Origin of the sequence: Streptomyces sp. NPDC049813, assembly GCF_044465085.1 — a bacterium.
GTDB lineage: Bacteria > Actinomycetota > Actinomycetes > Streptomycetales > Streptomycetaceae > Streptomyces.
The window spans coordinates 141,751-163,553 of sequence record NZ_JBITLI010000005.1 but is presented as its reverse complement, the minus strand read 5'-3'; the positions used below and the strand labels follow the sequence as shown (position 1 = coordinate 163,553).

The window sequence follows — 21,803 nt, the reverse complement described above, 5'->3', positions numbered from 1 at the left end:
GGTGGTGAAGGGCGGCCCGAGTGGTCATGCGGGCGGGGGAACGCACCCCCCTCACCGTCACTCCGCGTTCACCTCCCGGGGAAGGGGGCGCCCGTCCGGGCGCGGGCAGTTCGAGGCCCCGCGGCGATCGAGGAGCGGGGCCGGGGCGGAGCCCGTTGCCTCGGGGCAGGCGCCGGACGACCACGAAGAGTGCAGAGCCTCCACGCAGCGTTCAGGGCAGGGCCCCGATACACCCCGATAGACCCCGGTTCGCGCCGGATGGCGGGTGGCGGAAGTACGCCACGGCCTCATCCCGCCTCGGACAACTCTCCCCAAACCGCGGTCACTTACGTAAGGCTGAGCGGTCATCCGGCACCGAATTCCGGAGCCTTCTGCACACCACCCTTGTAGTCCCACCTTCACCACAGGGATGCTGATGACCCCCGATCCCCAGCGCGCCCCCATATCGGGCGCGAGACGCGCGGCCCGGCTCGCGGCCGCCGCAGGTCTGGTGGCCGCGCTCACCGCGGCCGGGCCGATACCCATGGCCTTCGCCGCGGACCCGGCAGGCGCCACTCCGGCCGCCGACCCCGCCGTCAAGTCCGCGGGCGCCAAGCTCGGCGCGCACGACGCGGAGCTGCTCGCCGACGCGAAGGCCGACGGCACGAAGAACGTGACCCTCATGGTCGCCACCGCCCCCGGCGCCACCGAGCAGGTGGCGAAGCAGCTCGACGCCGTCAAGGGCGGCTCGGTGGGCCGCACCTACGACAAGCTCGGCTACGTCCGGGCGACCGTGCCGACGGGCCGGGCCGACGCCGCCATCGCGGCCGCCGTGAAGCTCGACTCCGTGGACGCCATCGACCTGCGCCAGGAGATCAAGCTCGACGACCCGACCCCGGCGGGCGACACCGCCAAGGGCGCGGCGGGCAAGCACGGCGCCTCGTACGGCGCCCCCGGCAAGGACACCCCGGCCAAGAACCCGTACAACCCGTCCTTCGAGACGGGCGCCGTCGACTTCGTGCAGGACAACCCGAAGGCGGACGGCCGCGGCGTCACCATCGGCATCCTCGACTCCGGCGTGGACCTCGGCCACCCGGCGCTGCAGAAGACCACGACCGGCGAGCGCAAGATCGTCGACTGGGTCACGGCGACCGACCCGATCCTGGACAGCGACGGCACCTGGCGGGCGCAGGTCACCCCGGTGACCGGGCCGACGTTCACCGCGGGCGGGCGTACGTACAAGGCGCACGCGGGCTCGTACAACTTCAGCACCTTCTCGGAGGCGGCGACCGCGGGCGGCGACGCCAAGGGCGACGCGAACCGGGACGGCGACACCACCGACAAGTGGGGCCTGCTGTACGACGCGGCCGCCGGGACCGTCACCGTCGACCTGAACGACAACGGCGACTTCACCGACGACACCCCGATGAAGCCGTACAAGGACGGCTACCAGGTCGGGTACTTCGGCAAGGACGACCCGAAGACGGACGTGGTCGAGCGGCAGCCGTTCGTGGTGGAGATCCGCAAGGACGTCCCCATGGACCCGTACGGCGGTGACTGGGTCGGCCAGAAGCGCGACTTCGTCAACATCGGCGTCATCGAGTCCGAGCACGGCACGCACGTCGCCGGTATCACCTCGGCCAACGCGCTGTTCGGCAACAAGAAGATGAACGGTGCCGCGCCCGGCGCCAAGCTCGTCTCCTCGCGCGCCTGCACCTGGACCGGCGGCTGCACCAACGTCGCGCTCACCGAGGGCATGATCGACCTCGTCGCCAACCGCGGCGTGGACATCGTCAACATGTCCATCGGCGGCCTGCCCGCGCTGAACGACGGCAACAACGCCCGCGCCGAGCTGTACACGCGCCTCATCGACACCTACGGCGTCCAGCTGGTGATCTCCGCGGGCAACTCCGGCCCCGGCGCCAACACCATCGGCGACCCCGGCCTCGCCGACAAGGTCCTGTCCGTCGGCGCCTCCATCTCCAAGGAGACCTGGGCCGCCAACTACGGCTCCAAGGTCGACAAGCCGTACGCGATGATGCCGTTCTCCTCGCGCGGCCCGCGTGAGGACGGCGGCTTCGCGCCCGTCATCACCGCGCCCGGCGCGGCGATCAACACGACGCAGACCTGGCTGCCCGGCGCACCGGTCGCCGAGGCGGGCTACTCGCTGCCGGCCGGCTACTCCATGCTCCAGGGCACCTCGATGGCCTCCCCGCAGGCCGCCGGGGCCTCCGCGCTGCTGCTCTCCGCGGCCAAGCGCGCCCACATCGACCTGACCCCGGCGAAGCTGCGCACCGCGCTCACCTCGACCGCCAACCACATCAGGGGCGAGCAGGCGTACGCCGAGGGCTCGGGCCTCATCGACATCGAGGACGCCTGGGACGCGATCGAGGACGGGGCGAGCGCGCACACGTACACCGTGAAGGCGCCCGTCGACACCGCGATCGACTACGCGCTGAAGACGCCGGGCTTTGGCACCGGCATCTACGACCGCGAGGGCGGCCTGAAGGCCGGGCAGAAGAAGACCTACGACGTCACCCTCACGCGTACGTCGGGCTCCTCCAAGCCGGTCCTGCACCAGCTGTCGCTGAAGAACAACTCCGGTGACACCTTCCGCATCGCCGGCTCCAGCCGCGTGTGGCTGCCGCTGAACAAGGCCGTCACGGTGCAGGTGCAGGCGCGGTCCAAGTCGGCCGGGCTGCGCAGCGCCGTCCTGGAGGTGGACGACCCGCGGACCGAGGGCGTCGACCAGCAGGTCATGGCGACCGTCGTCGTCTCGACGCCGCTGGCCAAGCCGGCGTACACCTTCACCGGCAAGGGTTCGGTGCAGCGCAACAGCACCACGTCGTACTTCCTGACGGTGCCCGAGGGCGCCAAGGCGCTCCAGGTGCGGATGAGCGGTCTCAAGGCCACCAGCCAGACCCGCTTCATCTCCATCCACCCCTACGGCGTCCCGGTCGACGACACGTCGACGCCGAGCTGCTACCCGAACTACGAGAACCCGGCCAACACCTGCCGCCCCGACCTGCGGTCGTACGCGGACCCGCAGGCCGGCGTCTGGGAGATCGAGGTCGAGGCGCGCCGTACGTCGCCGCTGCTCGACAACCCGTACACGCTCGACGCGTCGGTGCTCGGCGCCACCTTCGACCCGGCGGTGCGGACGCTGCCCGAGGCGAAGGTCGGCACCCCGGCCGCCGTCGACTGGAAGGTCACGAACAACTTCGCCGCCATCAAGGGCGGCAAGCTCCAGGGCGGTCCGCTCGGCTCGTCGAAGTCGGCCCGGCCGACCATCGCGGACGGCGCCACGCAGACCTCGACGGTCGAGGTGCCCGCGGGCGCCGAGAAGCTCGACGTCTCCATCGGCAACGTCTCCGACCAGGCCGCCGACCTCGACCTCACGGTCAAGGACTCCTCCGGCGCCGTCGTCGCGACGTCCGCCGACGGCGACTCCGAGGAGGCCGTCAGCATCCCGGAGCCGGCCGCCGGCACGTACACGGTCGAGGTCGCGGGCTACTCCGTGCCGTCCGGCTCGACCGCGTACGACTACGTCGACGTCTTCTTCTCTCCGGCGCTCGGCTCGGTGAAGGTCGACGAGGCGAAGTCCGTGACGCTGGCCAACGGCGCGTCCACCCAGGTGGCCGCCGAGGTCACCGCCGCGGCCGCCGCGCCGGAGGGCCGTGAGTTCTTCGGCGAGGTGCGGCTGCTGAACGAGCGCGGGGTCGCCGCGGGCGTCGGCAGCGTGAAGATCGAGAAGGTCACCGAGTAACCACTCGGCCGGCTTGAGCGCGGGGGCGGACGCCGATGGCGTCCGCCCCCGTCGCACGTTCACCCGCTGGCGCCCGGCGTCCTGTCGCACGGGAGGGCGCGCGCGCCCGGCAGGGCCCCGAGCACCGTCGCGCGCAGCCGCTCGCGCTCCGCGCCCGTCGACCAGGTGTCCGGCTCCCGGCCGCCCACGGGGATCGTGATCAGCGGCCGGTCCCCGGCCTTCAGACGCGGGGCCACGGCGTGGTCCATCGGGAAGGTGAGCGTGCGCGCGCCGCCCGACTCCGGCTTCAGGTAGCGGGTGACGTGCAGCGTGATCCGGTCCTGGCCGGTGCCGGGCACGCGCTCCACCTTCACCACCGTGCCCTCCGCGATGACGCGGGAGCAGGCCACGAAGCCCTCCGGGCCGAGGTCGGCCGAGGCGCCGCTGCCCGCCTTGCCGCTGTCGGCGACCGACTTGTCGTCGCCGCCCGCGCCGAGGCCGCCGCTCTGCGCGAGAGCCCACACCATGGTCCCCGCCACCGCGAGGCCGCCCGCCGCCACGAGCCCGCCGAACGCGATCCGCACGCCCCGGCGCCGGCGCCCCGGCGCGAGCGGGCGCGCCGGGGCCGGGTCAGGAGCCGGAGCCGGGTCCCGGTGGGCGGCGAGCGCGTCGCCGAGGCCGCGGACCTGGTCCCGCACCAGCGCGACGTCGGCGGCGACGGCCGCGGCGAGCGGATCGCCGTCGGGCAGCGGCTCCCCGCAGGCCGCCGCCAGCAGGAGCCGGTCCTCCCGTGCGTCGTCCTCCACGTCACACCACCTCCTGCTCGTGCAGCCGGGCCCGCAGCAGGCGGACGGCCGTGTGCAGCCTGCTCTTGACGGTGCCCTCGGGCACGCCCAGCTCGGCCGCGATGTCCCGGACCGGCAGATCCGCGTAGAACCGCAGCACGACCACCTGCCGCTGCTGGTCGGGCAGGGCGTCCAGGCCCTGGGCGACCGCGAGGGACAGGACCCGGGTCTCGGCGGCGTCACGGGTGTCCTCCTGGCGCAGCGAGGCGAGCCGCTCCCCGAGCCGTTCCTGGCGGCGGCGGGCCCGGTGCCAGTCCATGGCGAGGTTCGAGGCGACCACCGCCGCCCAGGCCCGAGACGTCACGCGGCGCGTCCTGCCCCTTCGCCGCCCGCTCCAGCAGCCGCAGCCTGACCTGCTGCACGCCGTCGGACAGGTCCGCGTACGGCACCCCGCCCAGGGACAGGACGGCCCGCACCCGGTCCTCGACGGCCGTGTCCAGCGGGTCGTCCGGCCGACTCCCGGGTCTTCTGCGCAGCACTGCCCCTCCCCTGCCCGCGTGTGACCTACGACGCGGCAGGCGCCCGGAACGTTCGGTCCCGCCTGTGAAAGGTGCCGCTCCCGGCCGGAACAGGTCCGGCCCCGCCTGTGGTGAACCCCACGCGTCCCGCACCGCGGACAATCGATTGGACAAGTCGGGTCTGGACAGACGCATCATGGACACACCCGCCAGGCCGGTTGGCCGCACGCAAGCACGGAGGAACCCTGTGAAGGTCGGAATCGTCGGAGCCACCGGTCAGGTCGGCACGGTCATGCGCAAGATCCTCGTCGAGCGCGCCTTCCCGGCCGACGAGCTGCGCCTGTTCGCGTCGGCGCGCAGCGCCGGGACCGTGCTGGACGGCGTGACCGTCGAGGACGCCGCGACGGCCGACTACACGGGCCTGGACATCGTCCTCTTCTCCGCCGGCGGCGCCACCTCCAAGGCGCTCGCGGAGAAGGTCGCCGCGCAGGGCGCCGTCGTGATCGACAACTCCTCGGCCTGGCGCAAGGACCCCGAGGTCCCCCTCGTCGTCTCCGAGGTGAACCCGCACGCGATCGCGGACCGCCCCAAGGGCATCATCGCCAACCCGAACTGCACGACGATGGCCGCGATGCCGGTGCTGCGCCCGCTGCACGCCGAGGCCGGGCTCGAAGCGCTGGTCGTCGCCACGTACCAGGCCGTCTCCGGTTCGGGCCTGGCCGGGGTCGCCGAGCTGCACGGGCAGGCGCAGAAGGTCGTCGCGGAGGCCGACAAGCTCACGCACGACGGCGGCGCCGTCGACTTCCCCGAGCCGGAGGTCTACAAGCGTCCCATCGCGTTCAACGTGCTGCCGCTGGCCGGCGCGATCGTCGACGACGGTCTGAACGAGACGGACGAGGAGCAGAAGCTCCGCAACGAGTCCCGCAAGATCCTGGAGATCCCCGGCCTGAAGGTCTCCGGCACCTGCGTGCGCGTCCCGGTCTTCTCCGGCCACTCGCTCCAGGTGAACGCCCGCTTCGCCCGCCCGATCTCCGCCGAGCGCGCCACCGAGCTGCTGGGCGAGGCTCCCGGCGTCGAGCTGTCCGACATCCCGACGCCGCTCCAGGCCGCGGGCAAGGACGCGTCCTTCGTGGGCCGCATCCGGGGCGACGAGACGGTCGAGCACGGCCTGTCCCTGTTCATCTCGAACGACAACCTCCGCAAGGGCGCTGCGCTGAACGCCGTGCAGATCGCGGAGCTGGTGGCCCAGGAGCTCGGCGCCAAGTAGGTGCGGGGTGTCTGACGCCGGGTCGCGTCTGCCGTGACCCCGGCGTCGCCGTCCGCGGCCCGGTGGGGCTTCTCGCGCAGTTCCCCGCGCCCCTCAAGCATGCGCTTCGCGCAGCTTCCCAGGGGCGCGGGGAACTGCGCGACCAGCCCCCACCGGGCCGCAGGTCGTCAACGTGCCGGCCTGGTCACAGCGAAATGCAGGCAGCCGTACTCGACGGCCCGGACGTGGACCAGCGCCACGTCCGGGTCGGCGAACGCCTCGTCGAGCGCCGCGTCGAAGGCGGCCGTCGCGTCGGCGGGCAGCTCCAGGAGCCGCCCGCCCGCGATGCGCCCGCGGGCGTCGTAGCGGCGCAGGGTGCGCAGTGCGCCGGCCCGGTCGAAGGGGTAGTGGCCGGGATCGGCCGCGTAGCCCGCGCAGTCCCCGGCGTCCGCGTGCAGGAAGACCGGGCCCTGTTCGTCGTAGGCGCCCGGGTCCGCGCCCGTCGCGGCGGCCCAGCGGCGCAGCGGCGCGTACGAGACGAGGGCGATGCGCTCCCCCTCCCGGACCGGCGCCAGGCAGCAGCGCAGCGGCGAGCCCGCGTCGGCGGCGCCCGCGGTGTACGGGCGGCAGGGGCGGCCCGCGTCGTCGGTGGTGCGCAGTTCCTTGAGTGCGGCGTCCTCGACGGGGCGCGCGGTGTACCTGGTCATGGTCCGAGGGTGGTCCCCCGCGCGTGCGGTCACCGGCGGAAAACGGACATCGCGCTCATCCGCCCCCGCGTGGAAGGATGACCGGAAACGTCACCAGCGTTGACCACGGAAACCGCACTAGGAGATGACCGCGTGCCTGGCACCAATCTGACCCGCGTAGAGGCGCAGCAGCGGGCGAAGCTGCTCACCGTTGACTCGTACGAGATCGATCTCGACCTCTCCGGCGCGCAGGAGGGCGGCACCTACCGTTCGGTGACCACCGTGCGCTTCGACAGCGCGGAGGCGGGCGCCGAGACGTTCATCGACCTCGTCGCGCCGGCCGTCCACGAGGTGGTCCTCAACGGCCGCCCGCTGGACGCCGCCGCCCTCTTCCAGGACTCGCGCATCGCGCTGAGCGGCCTGGAGCAGGGGGCGAACGAGCTGCGGGTCGTCGCCGACTGCGCGTACACCAACACCGGTGAGGGGCTGCACCGTTTCGTCGACCCGGTCGACGAACAGGCGTACCTGTACACGCAGTTCGAGGTGCCGGACGCGCGGCGCGTGTTCGCGAGCTTCGAGCAGCCGGACCTCAAGGCGACCTTCCGGTTCACCGTGCAGGCGCCCTCCGGTTGGACCGTGATCTCGAACTCGCCGACCCCGGAGCCGACGGGCGCCGACGGCACCGTCTGGGCCTTCGAGCCGACGCCGCGCATCTCGACGTACATCACGGCGCTCATCGCCGGCCCCTACCACGCCGTGCACTCCTCCTACGAGAACCCCGGGACCGGGCAGTCGGTGCCGCTCGGCATCTACTGCCGGCCCTCGCTCGCCGAGCACCTCGACTCCGACGCGATCTTCGAGGTGACGCGGCAGGGCTTCGACTGGTTCCAGGAGAAGTTCGACTACGCGTACCCGTTCGCCAAGTACGACCAGCTCTTCGTGCCGGAGTTCAACGCGGGCGCGATGGAGAACGCGGGCGCGGTCACCATCCGCGACCAGTACGTGTTCCGCTCGAAGGTGACGGACGCGGCGTACGAGGTGCGGGCGGCGACGATCCTGCACGAGCTGGCGCACATGTGGTTCGGCGACCTGGTCACCATGGAGTGGTGGAACGACCTGTGGCTGAACGAGTCGTTCGCCACCTACGCCGAGGCCGCCTGCCAGGCGTACGCGCCGGGCTCGAAGTGGCCGCACTCCTGGACGACGTTCGCCAACTCCATGAAGACGTGGGCCTACCGGCAGGACCAGCTGCCCTCCACGCACCCGATCATGGCCGAGATCAACGACCTCGACGACGTCCTCGTCAACTTCGACGGCATCACCTACGCAAAGGGGGCCTCGGTCCTCAAGCAACTGGTCGCCTACGTCGGCGAGGACGAGTTCTTCCAGGGCGTGCAGGCGTACTTCAAGCGGCACGCCTTCGGGAACACCCGCCTGTCCGACCTGCTCGGCGCCCTTGAGGAGACCAGCGGCCGGGACCTGAAGGCCTGGTCGAAGGCGTGGCTGGAGACGGCCGGGATCAACGTGCTGCGCCCGGAGATCGAGACGGACGCGGACGGCGTCATCACGTCGTTCGCGGTCCGCCAGGAGGCGCCCGCCCTCCCCGAGGGCGCCAAGGGCACCTCGACGCTGCGCCCGCACCGCATCGCGATCGGCCTGTACGACCTCGACGCGGCGAGCGGCAAGCTGGTGCGCGGCGAGCGGGTCGAACTGGACGTCACCGCGAGCGAGTCGACGCAGGTGCCCGCCCTCGTCGGCAAGCGCCGCCCCGCCGTGGTCCTGCTCAACGACGACGACCTGTCGTACGCCAAGGTCCGCCTCGACGAGCAGTCGCTCGCCGTCGTCACCGAGCACCTCGGCGACTTCGAGTCCTCGCTGCCGCGGGCGCTGTGCTGGGCGTCGGCCTGGGACATGACGCGCGACGCCGAGCTGTCCACCAGCGCCTATCTGGACCTGGTGCTGGCCGGGATCGCCAAGGAGTCCGACATCGGCGTCGTGCAGTCCCTGCACCGCCAGGTGAAGCTGGCCATCGACCTGTACGCGGCCCCCGCCCACCGGGACACGCTGCTGGCCCGCTGGACCGAGGCGGCGCTGGCGCATCTGCGCACGGCCGACGCGGGCAGCGACCACCAGCTGGCGTGGGCGCGGGCGTTCGCGGCGACGGCCCGCACGCCGGAGCAGCTCGACGTGCTGGAGGGGCTGCTCGAAGGCACCCAGACCGTCGAGGGCCTCGCCGTCGACACCGAGCTGCGCTGGGCGTTCGTGCAGCGGCTCGCGGCGGTCGGGCGGTTCGACGAGTCGGAGATCGCGGCGGAGTACGAGCGGGACCGCACGGCCGCCGGTGAGCGGCACGCGGCGACCGCGCGGGCGGCGCGGCCGACGCCCGAGGCGAAGGCGGAGGCGTGGGCCTCGGTCGTCGAGTCGGACACGCTGCCCAACGCGGTGCAGGAGGCGGTGATCGGCGGGTTCGTCCAGACCGATCAGCGGGAGCTGCTGGCTCCGTACACGGAGAAGTACTTCGGGGTGTTGCAGGAGGTGTGGGAGTCCCGGTCCCACGAGATGGCTCAGCAGATCGCGGTGGGGTTGTATCCGGCCGTGCAGGTCTCTGGGGAGACGTTGGCGCGGACCGATGCGTGGTTGGGGGCGGGGGGCGGGAGTGCGGCGCTGCGGCGGCTGGTTTCCGAGTCCCGGGCGGGTGTCGCCCGGGCCTTGAACGCCCAGTCGGCCGACGTGTAGCGCTCCGCGGGGCGCGGGTCATGGCCTACCCGTGCCCTGACCCGGCCCCGTCTCGCGCGGCTCCGCGCGCCCCGAGTAGTTCGTCCGCGGCGCCGCGGGGGCTGGTCGCGCAGTTCCCCGCGCCCCTCAAACGACTTCGTCTGCGGCGCCGTGGGGGCTTCTCGCGCCGTTCCCCGCGCCCCTGAGAGGCGCACTTCGTGCGACCTCTCATCGGGCGCCCCTGGGGCTGCGGCGAAGCCGCATGCTCCAGGGGCGCGGGGAACTGCGCGAGAAGCCCCACCGGCCGGGGGCCGACCGATCACGGGTCACACCCACCGACCGGTGGGTCAGCCCTGGCGGAAGCGGGACGTCAGTTCCGCCGCACCCGCTTCCGTGAAGACCCCGTGCACCCGCATCCGCGCCACACCCCCATCGGGAAACGCATCGAGCCGCACATGCGTCACCACGACCTCCGCCCCCAGCGCGAAGCGATGCACCGTATCCGGCTGGAGCCGCGTCCGCGGGATGATCTCGAACCAGTCCCCGGACTCCCCGTCCCGCCCGCTCAGCGCGATCCACCCCGCCGAATTGCCCTTCAGGTACGCCGTGTCGATCTCGACGGCCCGCACGGCCCCCTGTGCGGCGAGCCGGAAGCGGACCCAGTCGTTGGTGCCGTGGACGCGGCGGCGCCGGTTCTCCCAGCCGTCGTCCATCTTGCGCGAGGTGCCGGGAAGGATGATCTGCGTCGGCGAGGAGTAGAAGCGGTCCGACGCGTCCTCGTACACACCCCCGTTGAGTACGGAGACCAGGTCGGTCGTGCCGAGCAGGGCGAGCCACTCGGGGTCGGGTATCACCTCCCCGTGGACCCGCAGGCGGGCGATGCCTCCGTCGGGGTGCTGGCACAGGCGCAGGTGCGTGAAGCGCCGTTCGGAGGTGACGGTGAAGGCGTTGGCGGCGTGGCCGCAGACCTGGGTGCGCTCCACGATCTCCTCCCACTTCACGTCGTCGGCGAGGAGCTCCTCGGGGCTCGGGGTGCCCGGCACGGCGGCGGCCTGGATGCTGACGCCCTGCGGGTAGTTGCCGCGGAAGTGCGCGGTGTCGACGATCACGCCCCGGATCACGCCGGGCGCCCCGAGCCGGACGATGGCCCAGTCGTGGTCCCCGGGCGCCGGGAACGGGGCGTCGGCCGTGCCCCGGCGGCGCCGCGTCTCCCAGCCGTCCATGATCTTGCCCTTGTGCCCGAAGTGCTCGGGGTCGAAGACGGCCCGTTCGCGCACGAGGAGGTTCTCGCGCTCGGCGAAGAACTCGTCGTTGGCGGCGACGACCCCGGCGCCGAGCCGGCGGTCGGCGAGGTCGACGAGGTGGTCGAAGCCGGTGGCGTCGCCGAAGGCGCGGTAGTCGGCGTACGGGTCGCCGCCCGCGTAGGGGGCGGCGTCGTTGGCGTGCGGGTCGGCAGCTGCGGGGGTCGTCGTCATGGCCCCAGCGTCCGCCGCCCCGACCGCCCAGGTCCATCGAAAGTTTCCGCGGTGCTTGTTCAGCTCAGCTGAATGATCGGGAGGGAGCGCGGGCCGCCCGGGCCGCCTAGGGCCGCATCGCCGCCAGCACCCGGCCGACCGTCGCCCCCCGCTCCGCCCCCTTGCGCACCGCCGCCACCACGTGCCGGACGGGCCGGTCGGCCCCGAGCGCGCACATCAGGACGCCGTCCCGCCCGGCCGCCGCCATCCGCGGCACCAGCGCGACCCCCATGCCCGCCTCGACCATGGCGAGGATCGCCGTCCACCCGGCCGCGCTGTGCGCCTGCTCGGGCACGAACCCGGCGGCCTCGCAGGCGGCCAGGGTGATCTCGGACCAGGGCCCGGAGCCGCCGAAGATCCACGGTTCGCCGGCGAGGTCGGCGAGGCGCAGGCCCGGCTCCGCCGCCAGCGGATGCCCGACCGGCAGCGCCACGTCCAGCGGGTCGGCGAGCAGCGGGACCCGGGTGAACTTCGGGTCGCGGGCGGTCGGCGCGTGCGCGGCGAGCGACAGGGCGAGGTCGACGTCGCCGGCGGCGAGCAGCTCGTAGGCCTGGCCCGCCTCGGCCTCGCGCACGCGGACGGTGATGCCGGGGTGGGCGGCGCGCAGCGCCCGGACGGCGGGCACGACGAGCGCGGGCACGGCGGTGGAGAAGGCGGCGAGCCGCACCGTGCCGGACTCGCCGTGCAGGTGCCGCGCCAACTCCGCGTCGGCGCTCTCCAGCTGGGCGAGGACGGCGTCCGCGTGGCGCAGTACGAGGTGGGCCGCGTCGGTGAGCCGCACCCGCCGCCCCTGCGCTTCGAGGAGGGGCACGCCGAGCTGTTTCGCCAGGTTGGTGAGTTGCTGCGACACGGCGGAGGGCGTCATGAGGAGCGCCTGCGCGGTGGCGGTGACGGTGCCGCGCTCCCGCAGGGTGCGCAGGATCACCAGTTTTTTGATGTCCCACCGGTCGGGTCTCGGCGCGTGCTCGCTCATGGGCCACAACGTAACCCGGCCTACGCTGACGGCATGCGGCAGACGGTACGGATCCGGGCGGCCCGCCCCGGCGAGGCGGAGCAGTTGAGCGCGCTGGCGCTGCGTTCGAAGGCGCACTGGGGGTACGACGCGGAGTTCATGGCGGCGTGCGTCGCCGAGCTGACGGTGCGGGCCGAGGACGTCGTGCGGCGGCGGACCGCGGTCGCCGAGGCGCCGGACGGACGCCTCGTGGGCCTCGCGACGCTCGAAGGAGAGCCGCCGCACGGCGAGTTGGGCCTGATGTTCGTCGACCCGGACGCGATCGGCGGCGGCGTCGGACGCCTCCTGTTCGACCATGTGTGCGCCACGGCGCGCGCCGCCGGCTTCACCCGCTTCGGCTGGGCCGCCGACCCGCACGCGGTGCCCTTCTATGAGGCGATGGGCGGGCGCCGGGTCGGCTCGGTCCCCTCCGGCTCGCTGCCGGGCCGGGTGCTGCCGCTGATGGAGCGGGAGGTCGGCGGCCCGGCCGGGGCTACGGAAGCGCCGCCAGCCACTCCAGCAGCAGGCGGTTGACCTCGTCGGGCCGCTCCTGCTGGAGCCAGTGCCCGGCCCCGTCGAGCAGGTGCGAGGAGACGAGTCCCGGCAGGGTCTTCGGGTACGCCGCGATGGCGTCGGCGAGCCACGTCGTGGACGCGTCGCGCGCGCCTCCGATGAAGAGGGAGGGCTGCGGGACCGGGGCGCCGTCGTACGCTTCCAGGTCGGCCCAGTCGCGGTCCATGTTCCGGTAGCGGGCGAGCGCGCCGCTGAACCCGGTGCGCTCGAACTCGCTCGCGTAGACGTCGAGTTCCGCCTCGTCGAGCCAGGCGGGGCGGCGGTCCGCGGCCGGGAAGCGGTCGCGCATCCGGCCGCCGCGCGTGATGAAGTGCGGGTCGGGTTCGGTGGCGGCCGGCATCGTGTCGGCGGAGAGCGCGGCGTACAGCCCGGCGAGCCAGCCGCGCACGTCCGGCTCGATCTCGGCCTCGGCCCGGCCGGGCTCTTGGAAGTAGGAGACGTAGAACTCCTCGGCGCCGCCCATGCGGGCGAACACCTCGCTGGGGCGGGGGCCGCCGCGGGGCGTGTACGGCACGCTCAGCAGGGCGACGGCGCGGAAGACGTCCGGGCGCAGCAGCGCGGAGTTCGCGGCGACGGCCGCTCCCCAGTCGTGCCCGACGACCACGGCCGACTCCTCGCCGAGGGCGTGGACCACGGCCGCGCCGTCCGCGACGAGCTCCGTCATCCGGTAGGCCTCGGTCGCGGCGGGCCGGGAGGAGCGCCCGTATCCGCGCACGTCGATGGCGACGGCCCGGTAGCCGGCGGCGGCCAGGGCGGGGAGCTGCCGGCGCCAGGAGTACCAGGACTCGGGGAAGCCGTGCAGGAGCAGGACGAGCGGGCCGCTGCCCTGCTCCACGAGGTGGGTGCGGCCCGCCGGGGTCGGGACGAGGCGGTGGACGGGTGCGGGCGGCTGCGTCATGCGGACCTCCGGGTGCGGCTGCGGTGCGGTCCCCCGATCCTCTCCCCGGCCGGTGCGGGGCGCCGCGCCTCCTTGCCGGTCCGGCAAATTCAGCGGCGCCGGGCGCGGCCGGTCGCGGAGGCGAGGACGACGCCGCCGAGGATCAGCGCCATGCAGACCAGCTGCGTCCAGCCCATCGCCTCGCCGAGCACCGCGTAGGACAGCAGCGCCACGCAGACCGGCTGGAGGTAGTAGACGACGCCGGCCCGGGCCGGGCCGACCAGGGCGATCGCCTTGTTCCAGGCGAAGAAGGCGACGGCCGAGGAGGCCACGCCGACGTAGAGCAGCGGGCCGGCCGTGCCGGTGCGGACCTCGAAGCCGCCCTGCACGGCGAGGCTCACCGCGTACGCGGGCGCCAGCAGCAGCGTGCCGAGGACGAAGGTCGCGAACAGGAACGCCACCGCGCCGATCTCGGCCGGCCTGCGGCGCAGCAGCGCGCTGTAGGAGCCGAAGCAGAGCGCCGCGGCGACCACCCAGAGGTCGCCGGGGGCGAAGTCGGGGCGCAGCGAGCCCTTGCTGACGAGGAGGAGGACCCCCGCGCAGGCCAGCAGGGTCCCGGTGACGCGGCGGGCTCCGAGGCGCGCGCCGCCGAGGCGCTCGTACAGCGCCATCAGCACCGGGGACGCCGCCATGATCATGCCCATGTTGCCGGCGGAGGTGGTCAGTCCCGCCTGGTTGACGAGGGTGTTGTAGACGGTGACGCCGAGCAGCGAGGCGAGGGTGAGGTAGCCGAGGCGGCGGCGGAGCAGGGCCCGTTGGCGCCAGGCGGCCCGCAGGCCGAAGGGGGCGAGTGCGACGAGCGCGATGACCCAGCGCCAGAAGGCGTGCTGGACCGGCGGGACGCTGTCGTGCAGGGCACGGGAGGTGACGAAGCTGCCGGACCAGACGACGGTGGCGAGGGCGGCGAGGGCCAGTCCGGCGCCCGCTCCGCCGGCCGCCCGTCCGGGGGGCGCGCTCGGCGCGGCGGGGGTGCGGGTACGGTCCAGGACTGCCATCGGGGGCCTCTCTGCGGGGTCTGTGCCGGGTACGCAGACACCGTCCCAGGACCACACCGATCGCGTCCATCGAATGTTTCCGTCGGTTGTGTTCAGTAGAAGTGAAGAGTGGGGTCGCGGTTCAGCCTTCCAAGTAGGCCAGGACCGCCAGGACCCGCCGGTTGTCGCTCTCGCCGGGCAGCAGGCCGAGCTTGGTGAAGATGTTGCCGATGTGCTTGGCGACGGCCTTGTCGGAGACGAACAGGGCCTCCGCGACCCCGGCGTTGGAGCGCCCCTGCGCGAGCATCCCGAGGACCTCGCGCTCGCGGGCGGTCAGCGAGCCGAGCCTGCGGTCGCGGACCTTGCGCGCCATCAGCTTCGAGACGACCTCGGGGTCCATCACCGTGCCGCCGTCCGCGACCTGCCCGATGGTCCGCAGGAACGCCCCGCCGTCGGTGACCCGGTCCTTCAGGACGTAACCGACCGCGCCCGCGCCGTCCGCCAGCAACTCGTGCGCGTACAGGGGCTCCACGTACTGCGACAGCAGCAGGACGGGCAGCCCCGGGACCTCGGCGCGGGCGGCGAGCGCGGCGCGCAGCCCCTCGTCGCTGAAGTCCGGCGGCAGGCGCACGTCGACGACCGCGACGTCGGGCCGCTCGCCGACGAGGACCTCGCGCAGCGCGGTCCCGTTGTCGACGGCGGCGACGACCTCGTGCCCGTACGCGCCCAGCAGCCGGACCAGACCGTCCCTCAGCAGGAAGTGGTCCTCGGCGACGACAACGCGCACGGCACCTCCATCGAGATCTGGGTCGGCCCGCCGGCCGGGCTGTTGACCGCGAGGACGCCGTCGAAGGTGCCGAGGCGGCGCTCGATGCCGGCCAGACCGCCGCCGCGGGCCGGGTCGGCGCCGCCGCGGCCGTCGTCGGTGACGCTCACCCGCAGCGCCCCGCGCGCGGCGTCGTAGCCGATGTCGATCCACAGCCGCTCGGCGTCCGCGTGCTTGGCGGCGTTCGTGACGGCCTCGGCGACCGCGAAGTACACGGCGGACTCCACGGGCGCGTCGGGGCGGCCGACGACGTCGACGGTGACCTCCGTGGTCAGCGGGCTGAGCAGGGCCAGCGACCGTACGGCGTCGGCGAGTCCGCGGTCGGCGAGGACCGGCGGGTGGATGCCGCGGACGAGGTCGCGCAGCTCCTGGAGGGCGGCGACGGAGGAGGCGCGGGCCTCGGCGAGCAGGGCGCGCACGGCCTCCGGGTCGTCGGCGAGGCGGTGTTCGGCCGCGTCCAGGGTCATGCCCATCGCGACGAGCCGCGCCTGCGCCCCGTCGTGCAGGTCCCGCTCGATGCGCCGCAGCTCGGCGGCGCTGGTGTCGACGGCGTCCGAGCGGGTGGCGGCGAGGTGGGCGATCCGGGCGGCCATCAGCTCCTGCTCGCCGGGCGAGAGCACGGCCCGCACGAACCGGGCGTGCCGGTCGACCGTGCCGGGCGCGAGCCGCAGCCCGGCCCAGCCGACGGCCAGACCGAGCAGGCCCGCCATCACGGCGGTCGGCACGGAGCGCACGGGGATGGCCGCGTACCAGAGGCCGCCCCAGCCCGCGTCCCGGTTCAGGTCGGGGCCGAAGACCGCGAGGAACAGGCCCCATGCCCCGTAGAGGACGAGCAGGCCGGGGACGCAGGCGATCAGGCCGCCGACGAACGAGTACATCGTCGTCCAGCGCCATTCGCGGAACCGCTGGGCGTCGCCGGACAGCCAGCGGTAGCGGGCGAGGGGGCTGCGGCTCTCCTTCACCCACCGCGCCGGCGCCGGAGTCGCCTCCACGGTGATGCCCGACCACTCGGCGGCCAGCGCCCGTTCGCGGTCCACCATGCGGCGCATCCCGGCGGCCGCGTACGGCAGGAACCCCGGGACCGGCGTCCACACCGCCAGGTGGAGCATCGTCGACCAGTGCAGCGCCACCATGGACAGCCACCACAACCGATGACTGCGCCGGACCGCCTCGACCTGCTTCATCTCCCCCAGCTCCCCTGCTCGCCCGTGCTCGTCCGTCCTACCGCAACGAGTATGTGGCGAACTCCCCGGGGATGTCGGTGGAGTTATCTCCCCCATCGGCGTCCCGCGCCGCCCACGCCGCGTACCCGTCGGGCCGCACCAGCAGGGCGGTGCGCCGGTCGCTCGCCCAGTGGGCCACGCGCAACCGGTCGCTCTTGTACGGGGATCCGGCGGGCAGGATCAGCACGAACTCCCCCGCGCGCAGCACCTCGTAGAGCCGGTCGCCGCCGGCCAGGCGCACGTCGGGCACCCGCGTGCCGACCAGCGGGTGCGCGCCCCTGGGGGCCGGATAGGCGAAGCCGGTGCCGGTGAGCTGTCCGACGACCCGGGCGCGGGCGGGCCCGACCCGGCCGAGGAGCGTGGTGAGGGCGGCGCGGGCGGCCAGTGTCCAGGGGGACTTGGCCATCGCCATCCGCACCATGCCTCCGCTGCTGCGCAGCACCGCCTTGCCGACGGGGTGCCGCTCGGCCTCGTAGGTGTCCAACAGTGCTTCCGTCGCGCGGCCGTTGACGACCGCCGCCAGTTTCCAGCCGAGGTTGGCGGCGTCCTGGAGGCCGGTGTTCATGCCCTGGCCGCCCGCCGGGGTGTGCACGTGCGCGGCGTCGCCGGCGAGCAGGACGCGGCCCACCCGGTAGGCGGGGGCCTGGCGTTCGTCGCTGTGGAAGCGGGACATCCAGCGGGCGTCGTGCATGCCGTAGTCGCGGCCGAGCGCGAGCCGGGTGGTCTCCTTGATCTCGTCGAGGTCCAGCGGCTCGGTGTCGGCGACGTCGCGGGCGCGGTTCCAGGCGATGACGCGGTGGTAGCCGTCGCCGAAGGGCGCGATGAAGGCGAAGGCGTCCCCGGCCGCGTTCACCGTGAGGAGGTTCTCCGGCTCCTCGGCGAGGCGGACGTCGGCCAGGACGACGGAGCGGATGACGGACCTGCCGGGGAAGGGCAGCCCCACCGCGTCGCGCACCGCGCTGCGCATGCCGTCGGTGCCGACGGCGTAGCGGGCCCGCAGCTCACCGGGGGCGCCGTCCGCGCCGCGCACCCGGAGGGTGACCCCGGCCGCGTCCTGGACCAGGCCCGTCACCTCGGTCTCGTGGGCGAAGCGGACTCCGGCCTCGGCGGCGCGCCGCTCCAGGGCCCGCTCGACCTCGTACTGCGGGACGACCAGGAGGTGGTGGAAGCGGGAGGGGATGCCGGACAGGTCGACGGAGAGGCTGCCGAAGAGGCGGAGCCGGTCGAGCGGGCGCCCCTTCTCCTCGATCTCGTCGGCGAGGGCGCGGGCGTCGAGCTGCTCCAGGGTGCGGGCGTGCAGGACGAAGGCGCGCGAGAGGTTGCTGAGGTGGTGCGAGCGCCGCTCGACGAGGGTGACGGACACCCCTGCGGCGGCGAGGTCCCCGGCGAGCAGCAGGCCGGTGGGGCCCGCGCCGACGACGGCGACGGACGGCTCGGACGGGGGGACCGGGGCGGCCGGGGCGGCCGGGGCGTCGTGGTGCGCGGTGGCGGACATGAGGGCCTCCTACGACGAGGGGCATCCGGGGGCCGGAGCCGGTGGACCGGGTGTGGCCAGAGCCGGCGGACCGGAGCCGGAGCCTGTGGGTCAACGCTTGTTGGCAAACGTAGGACCGGCGCTCTGGACTGTCAACACGTGTTGGCCTACGTTTGTTGGCATGAGCGAGAAGCAGCAGCCGGGGCGCCGCTCCGACGCCACCCGGGCCACGATCCTGGCCGCGGCCCGCGAGCGGTTCGCCACGGACGGGTACGAGCGGGCCACGATCCGGGCGATCGCCCGCGACGCCCGGATCGACCCGGCGATGGTGATGCGCTACTTCACCAACAAGGAGGGCCTCTTCGCGGCGGCCGTCGCCCTCGACCTGGAGCTGCCGGACCCGGCGGACGGGCCGCCCGGGGAGATCGGCCGCACCCTGGTGCGCCACTTCCTGGCGCTGTGGGAGGAGAACGAGGTGCTCACGGCCCTGCTGCGGGTCGGCGTCACCAACCCGGCCGCCGCCGAGCGCATGCAGGGCGTCCTGCGCGACCAGCTGATCCCGGTGGCGCGGAAGGTGTGCCCGGACCCGGAGCAGGCCCCCGCGCGGGCGGCGCTCAGCGCCTCCCAGGTGCTCGGGCTCGCGCTGACGCGGTACGTACTGCGCTTCCCGGCGAGCGTGGCGCTCTCCCGCGAGGAGATCGTGGACTGGCTGGCGCCGACGCTCCAGCGCTATCTGACGGCGGAGCTGCCGCGCACCCCCTGAGCGCGCGGCAGGCAGAACGCGCCGAGGGCACCCGCCGCGATCGGTGCGCGGCGGGTGCCCTCGGACGAGCGGACCCGGTGGGTCAGGACTGCTTGGGGTGCTTGCGGGACTTGTCGCCCAGCACGACGAGACCGGCGATCACCAGGAAGATGACGATCGGGGCCGCGACGTAGAGACCGAGCGTGTCGAGCACGCTCAGGCCGTGACCCGGGTCGTCGCCGTCGTCGCGCGTGAGCGCGAGCGCGGGGGACGACATCAGCAGCATCATCAGCGTCGTACCGGAGGCCAGGGCGCCGGCGCGCAGGGCGTTCTTCTTGTCCACGGTGCCAACGTAGCGAACGCCGGGACGGCGCGCGCGGCCGGGGGGCCTGTAAGAGCCCTGTCCTCGCACTCTTCGTACCTCCTACGGTGCGAACACCTGGAGCAGCGCGTGCGCGCGGGGCGCGGCGGTCAGCTCCTCCAGGGTGACCGGGCGGCCCGTGGCGTCCGCGACGGGCAGCCGCCAGTTCGGGTACTCGGCCCAGGTACCGGGCAGGTTCTGCGGCCGCCGGTCGCCGACGAGGTCCGGCAGCCACAGGCCGACGAGCCGGGCCGGGGTGCGCCGCAGGAAGCGGTGGACCGCGCGGACGGCCTCCTCCTCGTCGTCGCGGCCGCCGGGCGGCAGCAGACCGAGCCGGGTGAACAGGTCGAGCCACTCGGAGATCTCCGCCGCCGCCTCCGCGGGCGTCGCCGTCGACAGGGCGAGCCGCTCCCGCAGCCGCACGTCGTCGCCGGAGAGCCGGGCGGCGGTGGACGGCAGGTCGTGCGTGGTGGCCGTGGCGACGCAGTCGGTGCGCCACTGCTCGGCGGGGACCGGACGGCCGTCGCCCTCGGGCGGGTACTGCCGTTCGAACCAGAGCACGGAGGTGCCCAGCACCCCGGCCTCGCGCAGCCGTTCGCGCACGCCGGGCTCGACCGTGCCCAGATCCTCCCCGATGACGTACGTGCCGGACAGCGACGCCTCCAGGAGGAGCACCGCCAGCATCGCCTCGGCGTCGTAGTGGACGTACGTGCCCTCGGTGGGGGCCTGGCCCTCGGGGATCCACCAGAGGCGGAACAGGCCCATGACGTGGTCGATGCGGACGGCGCCCGCGTACCGCATCAGGTTGCGCAGCAGGTCGCGGAAGGGCGCGTAGCCGGTCGCGGCGAGGCGGTCGGGGCGCCAGGGCGGCAGCCCCCAGTCCTGCCCCGCCGCGTTGAACGCGTCGGGCGGTGCGCCGACGCTCATGCCCTGCGCGAAGACGTCGCGCTGGGCCCACGCGTCGGCCCCGCCCGGGTGCACCCCGACCGCGAGGTCGTGGACCAGGCCGATCGGCATGCCCGCGTCCACGGCGGTCCGCTGGGCCCCGGTGAGCTGGAGGTCGGTGAGCCAGGCGAGCCGGCGGTGGAAGTCGACGCGGTCGGCCAGCTCCTCACGGGCGCGGGCCGTCCCGGGCGAGCGCGGGTCCTGGAGGGCGGCCGGCCAGGTATGCCGGTCGGGGCCGTGGCGCTCGGCGAGCGCGCAGTACGTGGCGTGGTCCTCCAGGGCGGTGCCCTGCACGGCGAGGAAGTCTCGGTAGGCGGCCCGGCGGCCGGGGCTCAGCGGCACGGCGTACAGCGCTTCGAGGGCTTCGCGCTTGAGCGCCCACACCGCGTCCCGGTCGATCAGCCCGCCCTCGCGCAGCACGGCGTCCCGCAGCCGGGCGGCGTCACCGGCGCGCGAGGGGACGTACGCGTACTCGGGCACGTCCTCGACGCGCAGGTGCACCGGGTCGGGGAAGCGGCGGGAGGAGGGGCGGTAGGGAGAGGGGTCCAGGGCGCTGCCCGGGCCGCTCGGGACCGCCGCGTGCAGGGGGTTGACCTGGAGGAAGCCGGTGCCGTGGGTGCGGGCCGACCAGGAGGCCAGGTCCGCGAGGTCGGCCAGGTCGCCCATGCCCCAGGAGCGCTCCGAGAGCAGGGAGTAGAGCTGGACCAGCAGGCCGTGCGTGCGCTCGGGCGGCAGCGGTGCCTTGCGCGGGGCGGCGATCAGGTGGGCGGTCGCCGTGGTCCCGTCGGGGGTGCGCGCGGTGAGCGCGTGCACGCCGGGCGGCGGGTCGGCCGCCTCGCCGTCGCCGACCACGTGCTCCCAGGGCGCCGCCGTCCCGGCCAGGGAGAGCCGCGTGCCCGCGGGGAGCCCTGCCGACCAGGAGGGCCGCGGGCCGTCCAGCCACCACACCACGGTCTCCGGGAGCAGCCGCGCCGCCGTCCGCGCCTCGTGCGCGGCGAGCGCGGCTTGCACCGCTCCGGGGGTGTCGGCGGCCACGCCGAGCGCGGCGAGCGCCGCGACGACGGCCGTGTCCGTGGCGCGCACCGTGCTCCCCGGCGCCGGGGAGTAGGAGGTGGCGACGCCGTGCAGCTCGGCGAGCCGGGCCAGGGTCATCCCGCGGCCAGGCCGCTCGGGGTCGGCTCGGACGTCAGGGGAGCCGCGTCGGTGAGGGGCGGCTCGGAGGTCAGGGGGGCGTAGTCGGCGAAGCAGGGTTCGCTGGTCAGCGGGGGTTCGGCGGACGACGTGGTGGTGTCGGCGCCGGTCATCACGGTGTCCGCCTGTTTGGACAGGGCCGAGAGCAGAAGATGAGCCGATGCGGCCACGAGGGCCTCCTTCGTCAGTGAGCTGCTTGGTCTCGTTCGTGTCGGGAGTCGGAAGTCCTACCCAGTCGTCACGAAGGCAGACCTGTACGGACGGACAACGTGTTGCTGCTCACATTGTGGACGGCGGGAAGAACTGGGCCGGGAGGTGCGGGCAACCGGAATTCCTCCGGCCGCCCCACCGGTCCCGGAACAGCGGTCGCGACCCGGG

At 74.0% G+C, this 21,803-nt stretch carries 17 protein-coding genes and 1 pseudogene; 5 read left to right on the top strand and 13 right to left on the bottom strand.

Features of this window, described 5'->3' with window-relative positions; genetic code table 11:
* Nucleotides 1-415: 415 nt before the first annotated feature.
* Nucleotides 416-3,745, top strand: a complete 3,330-nt coding sequence (locus ACIBW6_RS13435; RefSeq protein ID WP_399059422.1) for a S8 family serine peptidase — start codon at nucleotides 416-418, stop codon at nucleotides 3,743-3,745.
* Between the two features lie 59 nt (nucleotides 3,746-3,804).
* Here the strand turns inward: ACIBW6_RS13435 and ACIBW6_RS13430 are convergent, their stop codons facing one another.
* Both ACIBW6_RS13430 and ACIBW6_RS13425 read right to left on the bottom strand, forming a co-directional pair.
* Entirely contained in the window at nucleotides 3,805-4,530 is a 726-nt protein-coding gene (locus ACIBW6_RS13430; protein ID WP_399059421.1) for a hypothetical protein, read from the bottom strand.
* Between the two features lies 1 nt (nucleotide 4,531).
* Nucleotides 4,532-5,048 (bottom strand): annotated as a pseudogene (locus ACIBW6_RS13425) (sigma-70 family RNA polymerase sigma factor).
* A gap of 226 nt (nucleotides 5,049-5,274) precedes the next feature.
* Between ACIBW6_RS13425 and ACIBW6_RS13420 the strand changes: the two are divergent.
* Nucleotides 5,275-6,294, top strand: coding sequence for an aspartate-semialdehyde dehydrogenase (locus ACIBW6_RS13420; protein WP_399059419.1), 1,020 nt, complete (start codon nucleotides 5,275-5,277; stop codon nucleotides 6,292-6,294).
* Between the two features lie 167 nt (nucleotides 6,295-6,461).
* Here the strand turns inward: ACIBW6_RS13420 and ACIBW6_RS13415 are convergent, their stop codons facing one another.
* On the bottom strand, nucleotides 6,462-6,980 hold the full coding sequence (locus ACIBW6_RS13415; protein ID WP_399059418.1) for a DUF1203 domain-containing protein: 519 nt from the start codon (nucleotides 6,978-6,980) through the stop codon (nucleotides 6,462-6,464).
* 132 nt (nucleotides 6,981-7,112) lie between these two features.
* Here ACIBW6_RS13415 and pepN point away from each other — a divergent pair, with 132 nt between their 5' ends.
* Nucleotides 7,113-9,695, top strand: coding sequence for an aminopeptidase N (gene pepN, locus ACIBW6_RS13410; RefSeq protein WP_399059417.1), 2,583 nt, complete (start codon nucleotides 7,113-7,115; stop codon nucleotides 9,693-9,695).
* Nucleotides 9,696-10,021: 326 nt separating this feature from the next.
* On the opposite strand, the gene alc is transcribed toward pepN, so the two are convergent.
* Both alc and ACIBW6_RS13400 read right to left on the bottom strand, forming a co-directional pair.
* The gene (gene alc, locus ACIBW6_RS13405) at nucleotides 10,022-11,149 is read right to left on the bottom strand and encodes an allantoicase (RefSeq protein WP_399059416.1); all 1,128 of its coding nucleotides are present in this window, start codon (nucleotides 11,147-11,149) and stop codon (nucleotides 10,022-10,024) included.
* Between the two features lie 106 nt (nucleotides 11,150-11,255).
* Nucleotides 11,256-12,161, bottom strand: a complete 906-nt coding sequence (locus ACIBW6_RS13400) for a LysR family transcriptional regulator (protein WP_399059415.1) — start codon at nucleotides 12,159-12,161, stop codon at nucleotides 11,256-11,258.
* 33 nt (nucleotides 12,162-12,194) lie between these two features.
* On the opposite strand from ACIBW6_RS13400, the gene ACIBW6_RS13395 reads away from it, so the two are divergent.
* Entirely contained in the window at nucleotides 12,195-12,713 is a 519-nt protein-coding gene (locus ACIBW6_RS13395; protein WP_399059414.1) for a GNAT family N-acetyltransferase, read from the top strand.
* Here the strand turns inward: ACIBW6_RS13395 and ACIBW6_RS13390 are convergent.
* From ACIBW6_RS13390 to ACIBW6_RS13370, 5 genes are all read right to left on the bottom strand, one after another.
* Entirely contained in the window at nucleotides 12,673-13,650 is a 978-nt protein-coding gene (locus ACIBW6_RS13390) for an alpha/beta fold hydrolase (protein WP_399059413.1), read from the bottom strand. The genes ACIBW6_RS13395 and ACIBW6_RS13390 overlap by 41 nt on opposite strands.
* Before the next feature lie 89 nt (nucleotides 13,651-13,739).
* The gene (locus ACIBW6_RS13385; protein ID WP_399059412.1) at nucleotides 13,740-14,684 is read right to left on the bottom strand and encodes a DMT family transporter; all 945 of its coding nucleotides are present in this window, start codon (nucleotides 14,682-14,684) and stop codon (nucleotides 13,740-13,742) included.
* A 121-nt stretch (nucleotides 14,685-14,805) separates the two neighbouring features.
* Entirely contained in the window at nucleotides 14,806-15,450 is a 645-nt protein-coding gene (locus ACIBW6_RS13380) for a LuxR C-terminal-related transcriptional regulator (RefSeq protein WP_399059411.1), read from the bottom strand.
* Nucleotides 15,414-16,673, bottom strand: coding sequence for a histidine kinase (locus tag ACIBW6_RS13375; protein ID WP_399059410.1), 1,260 nt, complete (start codon nucleotides 16,671-16,673; stop codon nucleotides 15,414-15,416). Before ACIBW6_RS13375 ends, ACIBW6_RS13380 begins: the two co-directional genes overlap by 37 nt.
* A gap of 37 nt (nucleotides 16,674-16,710) precedes the next feature.
* Nucleotides 16,711-18,207 carry an FAD-dependent monooxygenase gene (locus ACIBW6_RS13370; RefSeq protein WP_399059409.1) on the bottom strand — a complete coding sequence of 499 codons (1,497 nt, stop codon included), beginning with the start codon at nucleotides 18,205-18,207 and terminating at the stop codon, nucleotides 16,711-16,713.
* 160 nt (nucleotides 18,208-18,367) lie between these two features.
* On the opposite strand from ACIBW6_RS13370, the gene ACIBW6_RS13365 reads away from it, so the two are divergent.
* Nucleotides 18,368-18,949, top strand: coding sequence for a TetR family transcriptional regulator (locus ACIBW6_RS13365; RefSeq protein ID WP_399059408.1), 582 nt, complete (start codon nucleotides 18,368-18,370; stop codon nucleotides 18,947-18,949).
* Between the two features lie 82 nt (nucleotides 18,950-19,031).
* Here the strand turns inward: ACIBW6_RS13365 and ACIBW6_RS13360 are convergent, their stop codons facing one another.
* The 3 genes from ACIBW6_RS13360 to ACIBW6_RS13350 form a co-directional block, all read right to left on the bottom strand.
* A complete protein-coding gene (locus tag ACIBW6_RS13360; protein ID WP_399059407.1) occupies nucleotides 19,032-19,271 on the bottom strand; it encodes a hypothetical protein in 240 nt (79 codons plus the stop codon).
* Between the two features lie 81 nt (nucleotides 19,272-19,352).
* Nucleotides 19,353-21,386, bottom strand: a complete 2,034-nt coding sequence (malQ, locus tag ACIBW6_RS13355) for a 4-alpha-glucanotransferase (protein ID WP_399059406.1) — start codon at nucleotides 21,384-21,386, stop codon at nucleotides 19,353-19,355.
* Nucleotides 21,383-21,595: a hypothetical protein gene (locus tag ACIBW6_RS13350; RefSeq protein ID WP_356495447.1), complete on the bottom strand. Its 213-nt coding sequence runs from the start codon at nucleotides 21,593-21,595 to the stop codon at nucleotides 21,383-21,385. Before ACIBW6_RS13350 ends, malQ begins: the two co-directional genes overlap by 4 nt.
* Between the last annotated feature and the right edge of the window lie 208 nt (nucleotides 21,596-21,803).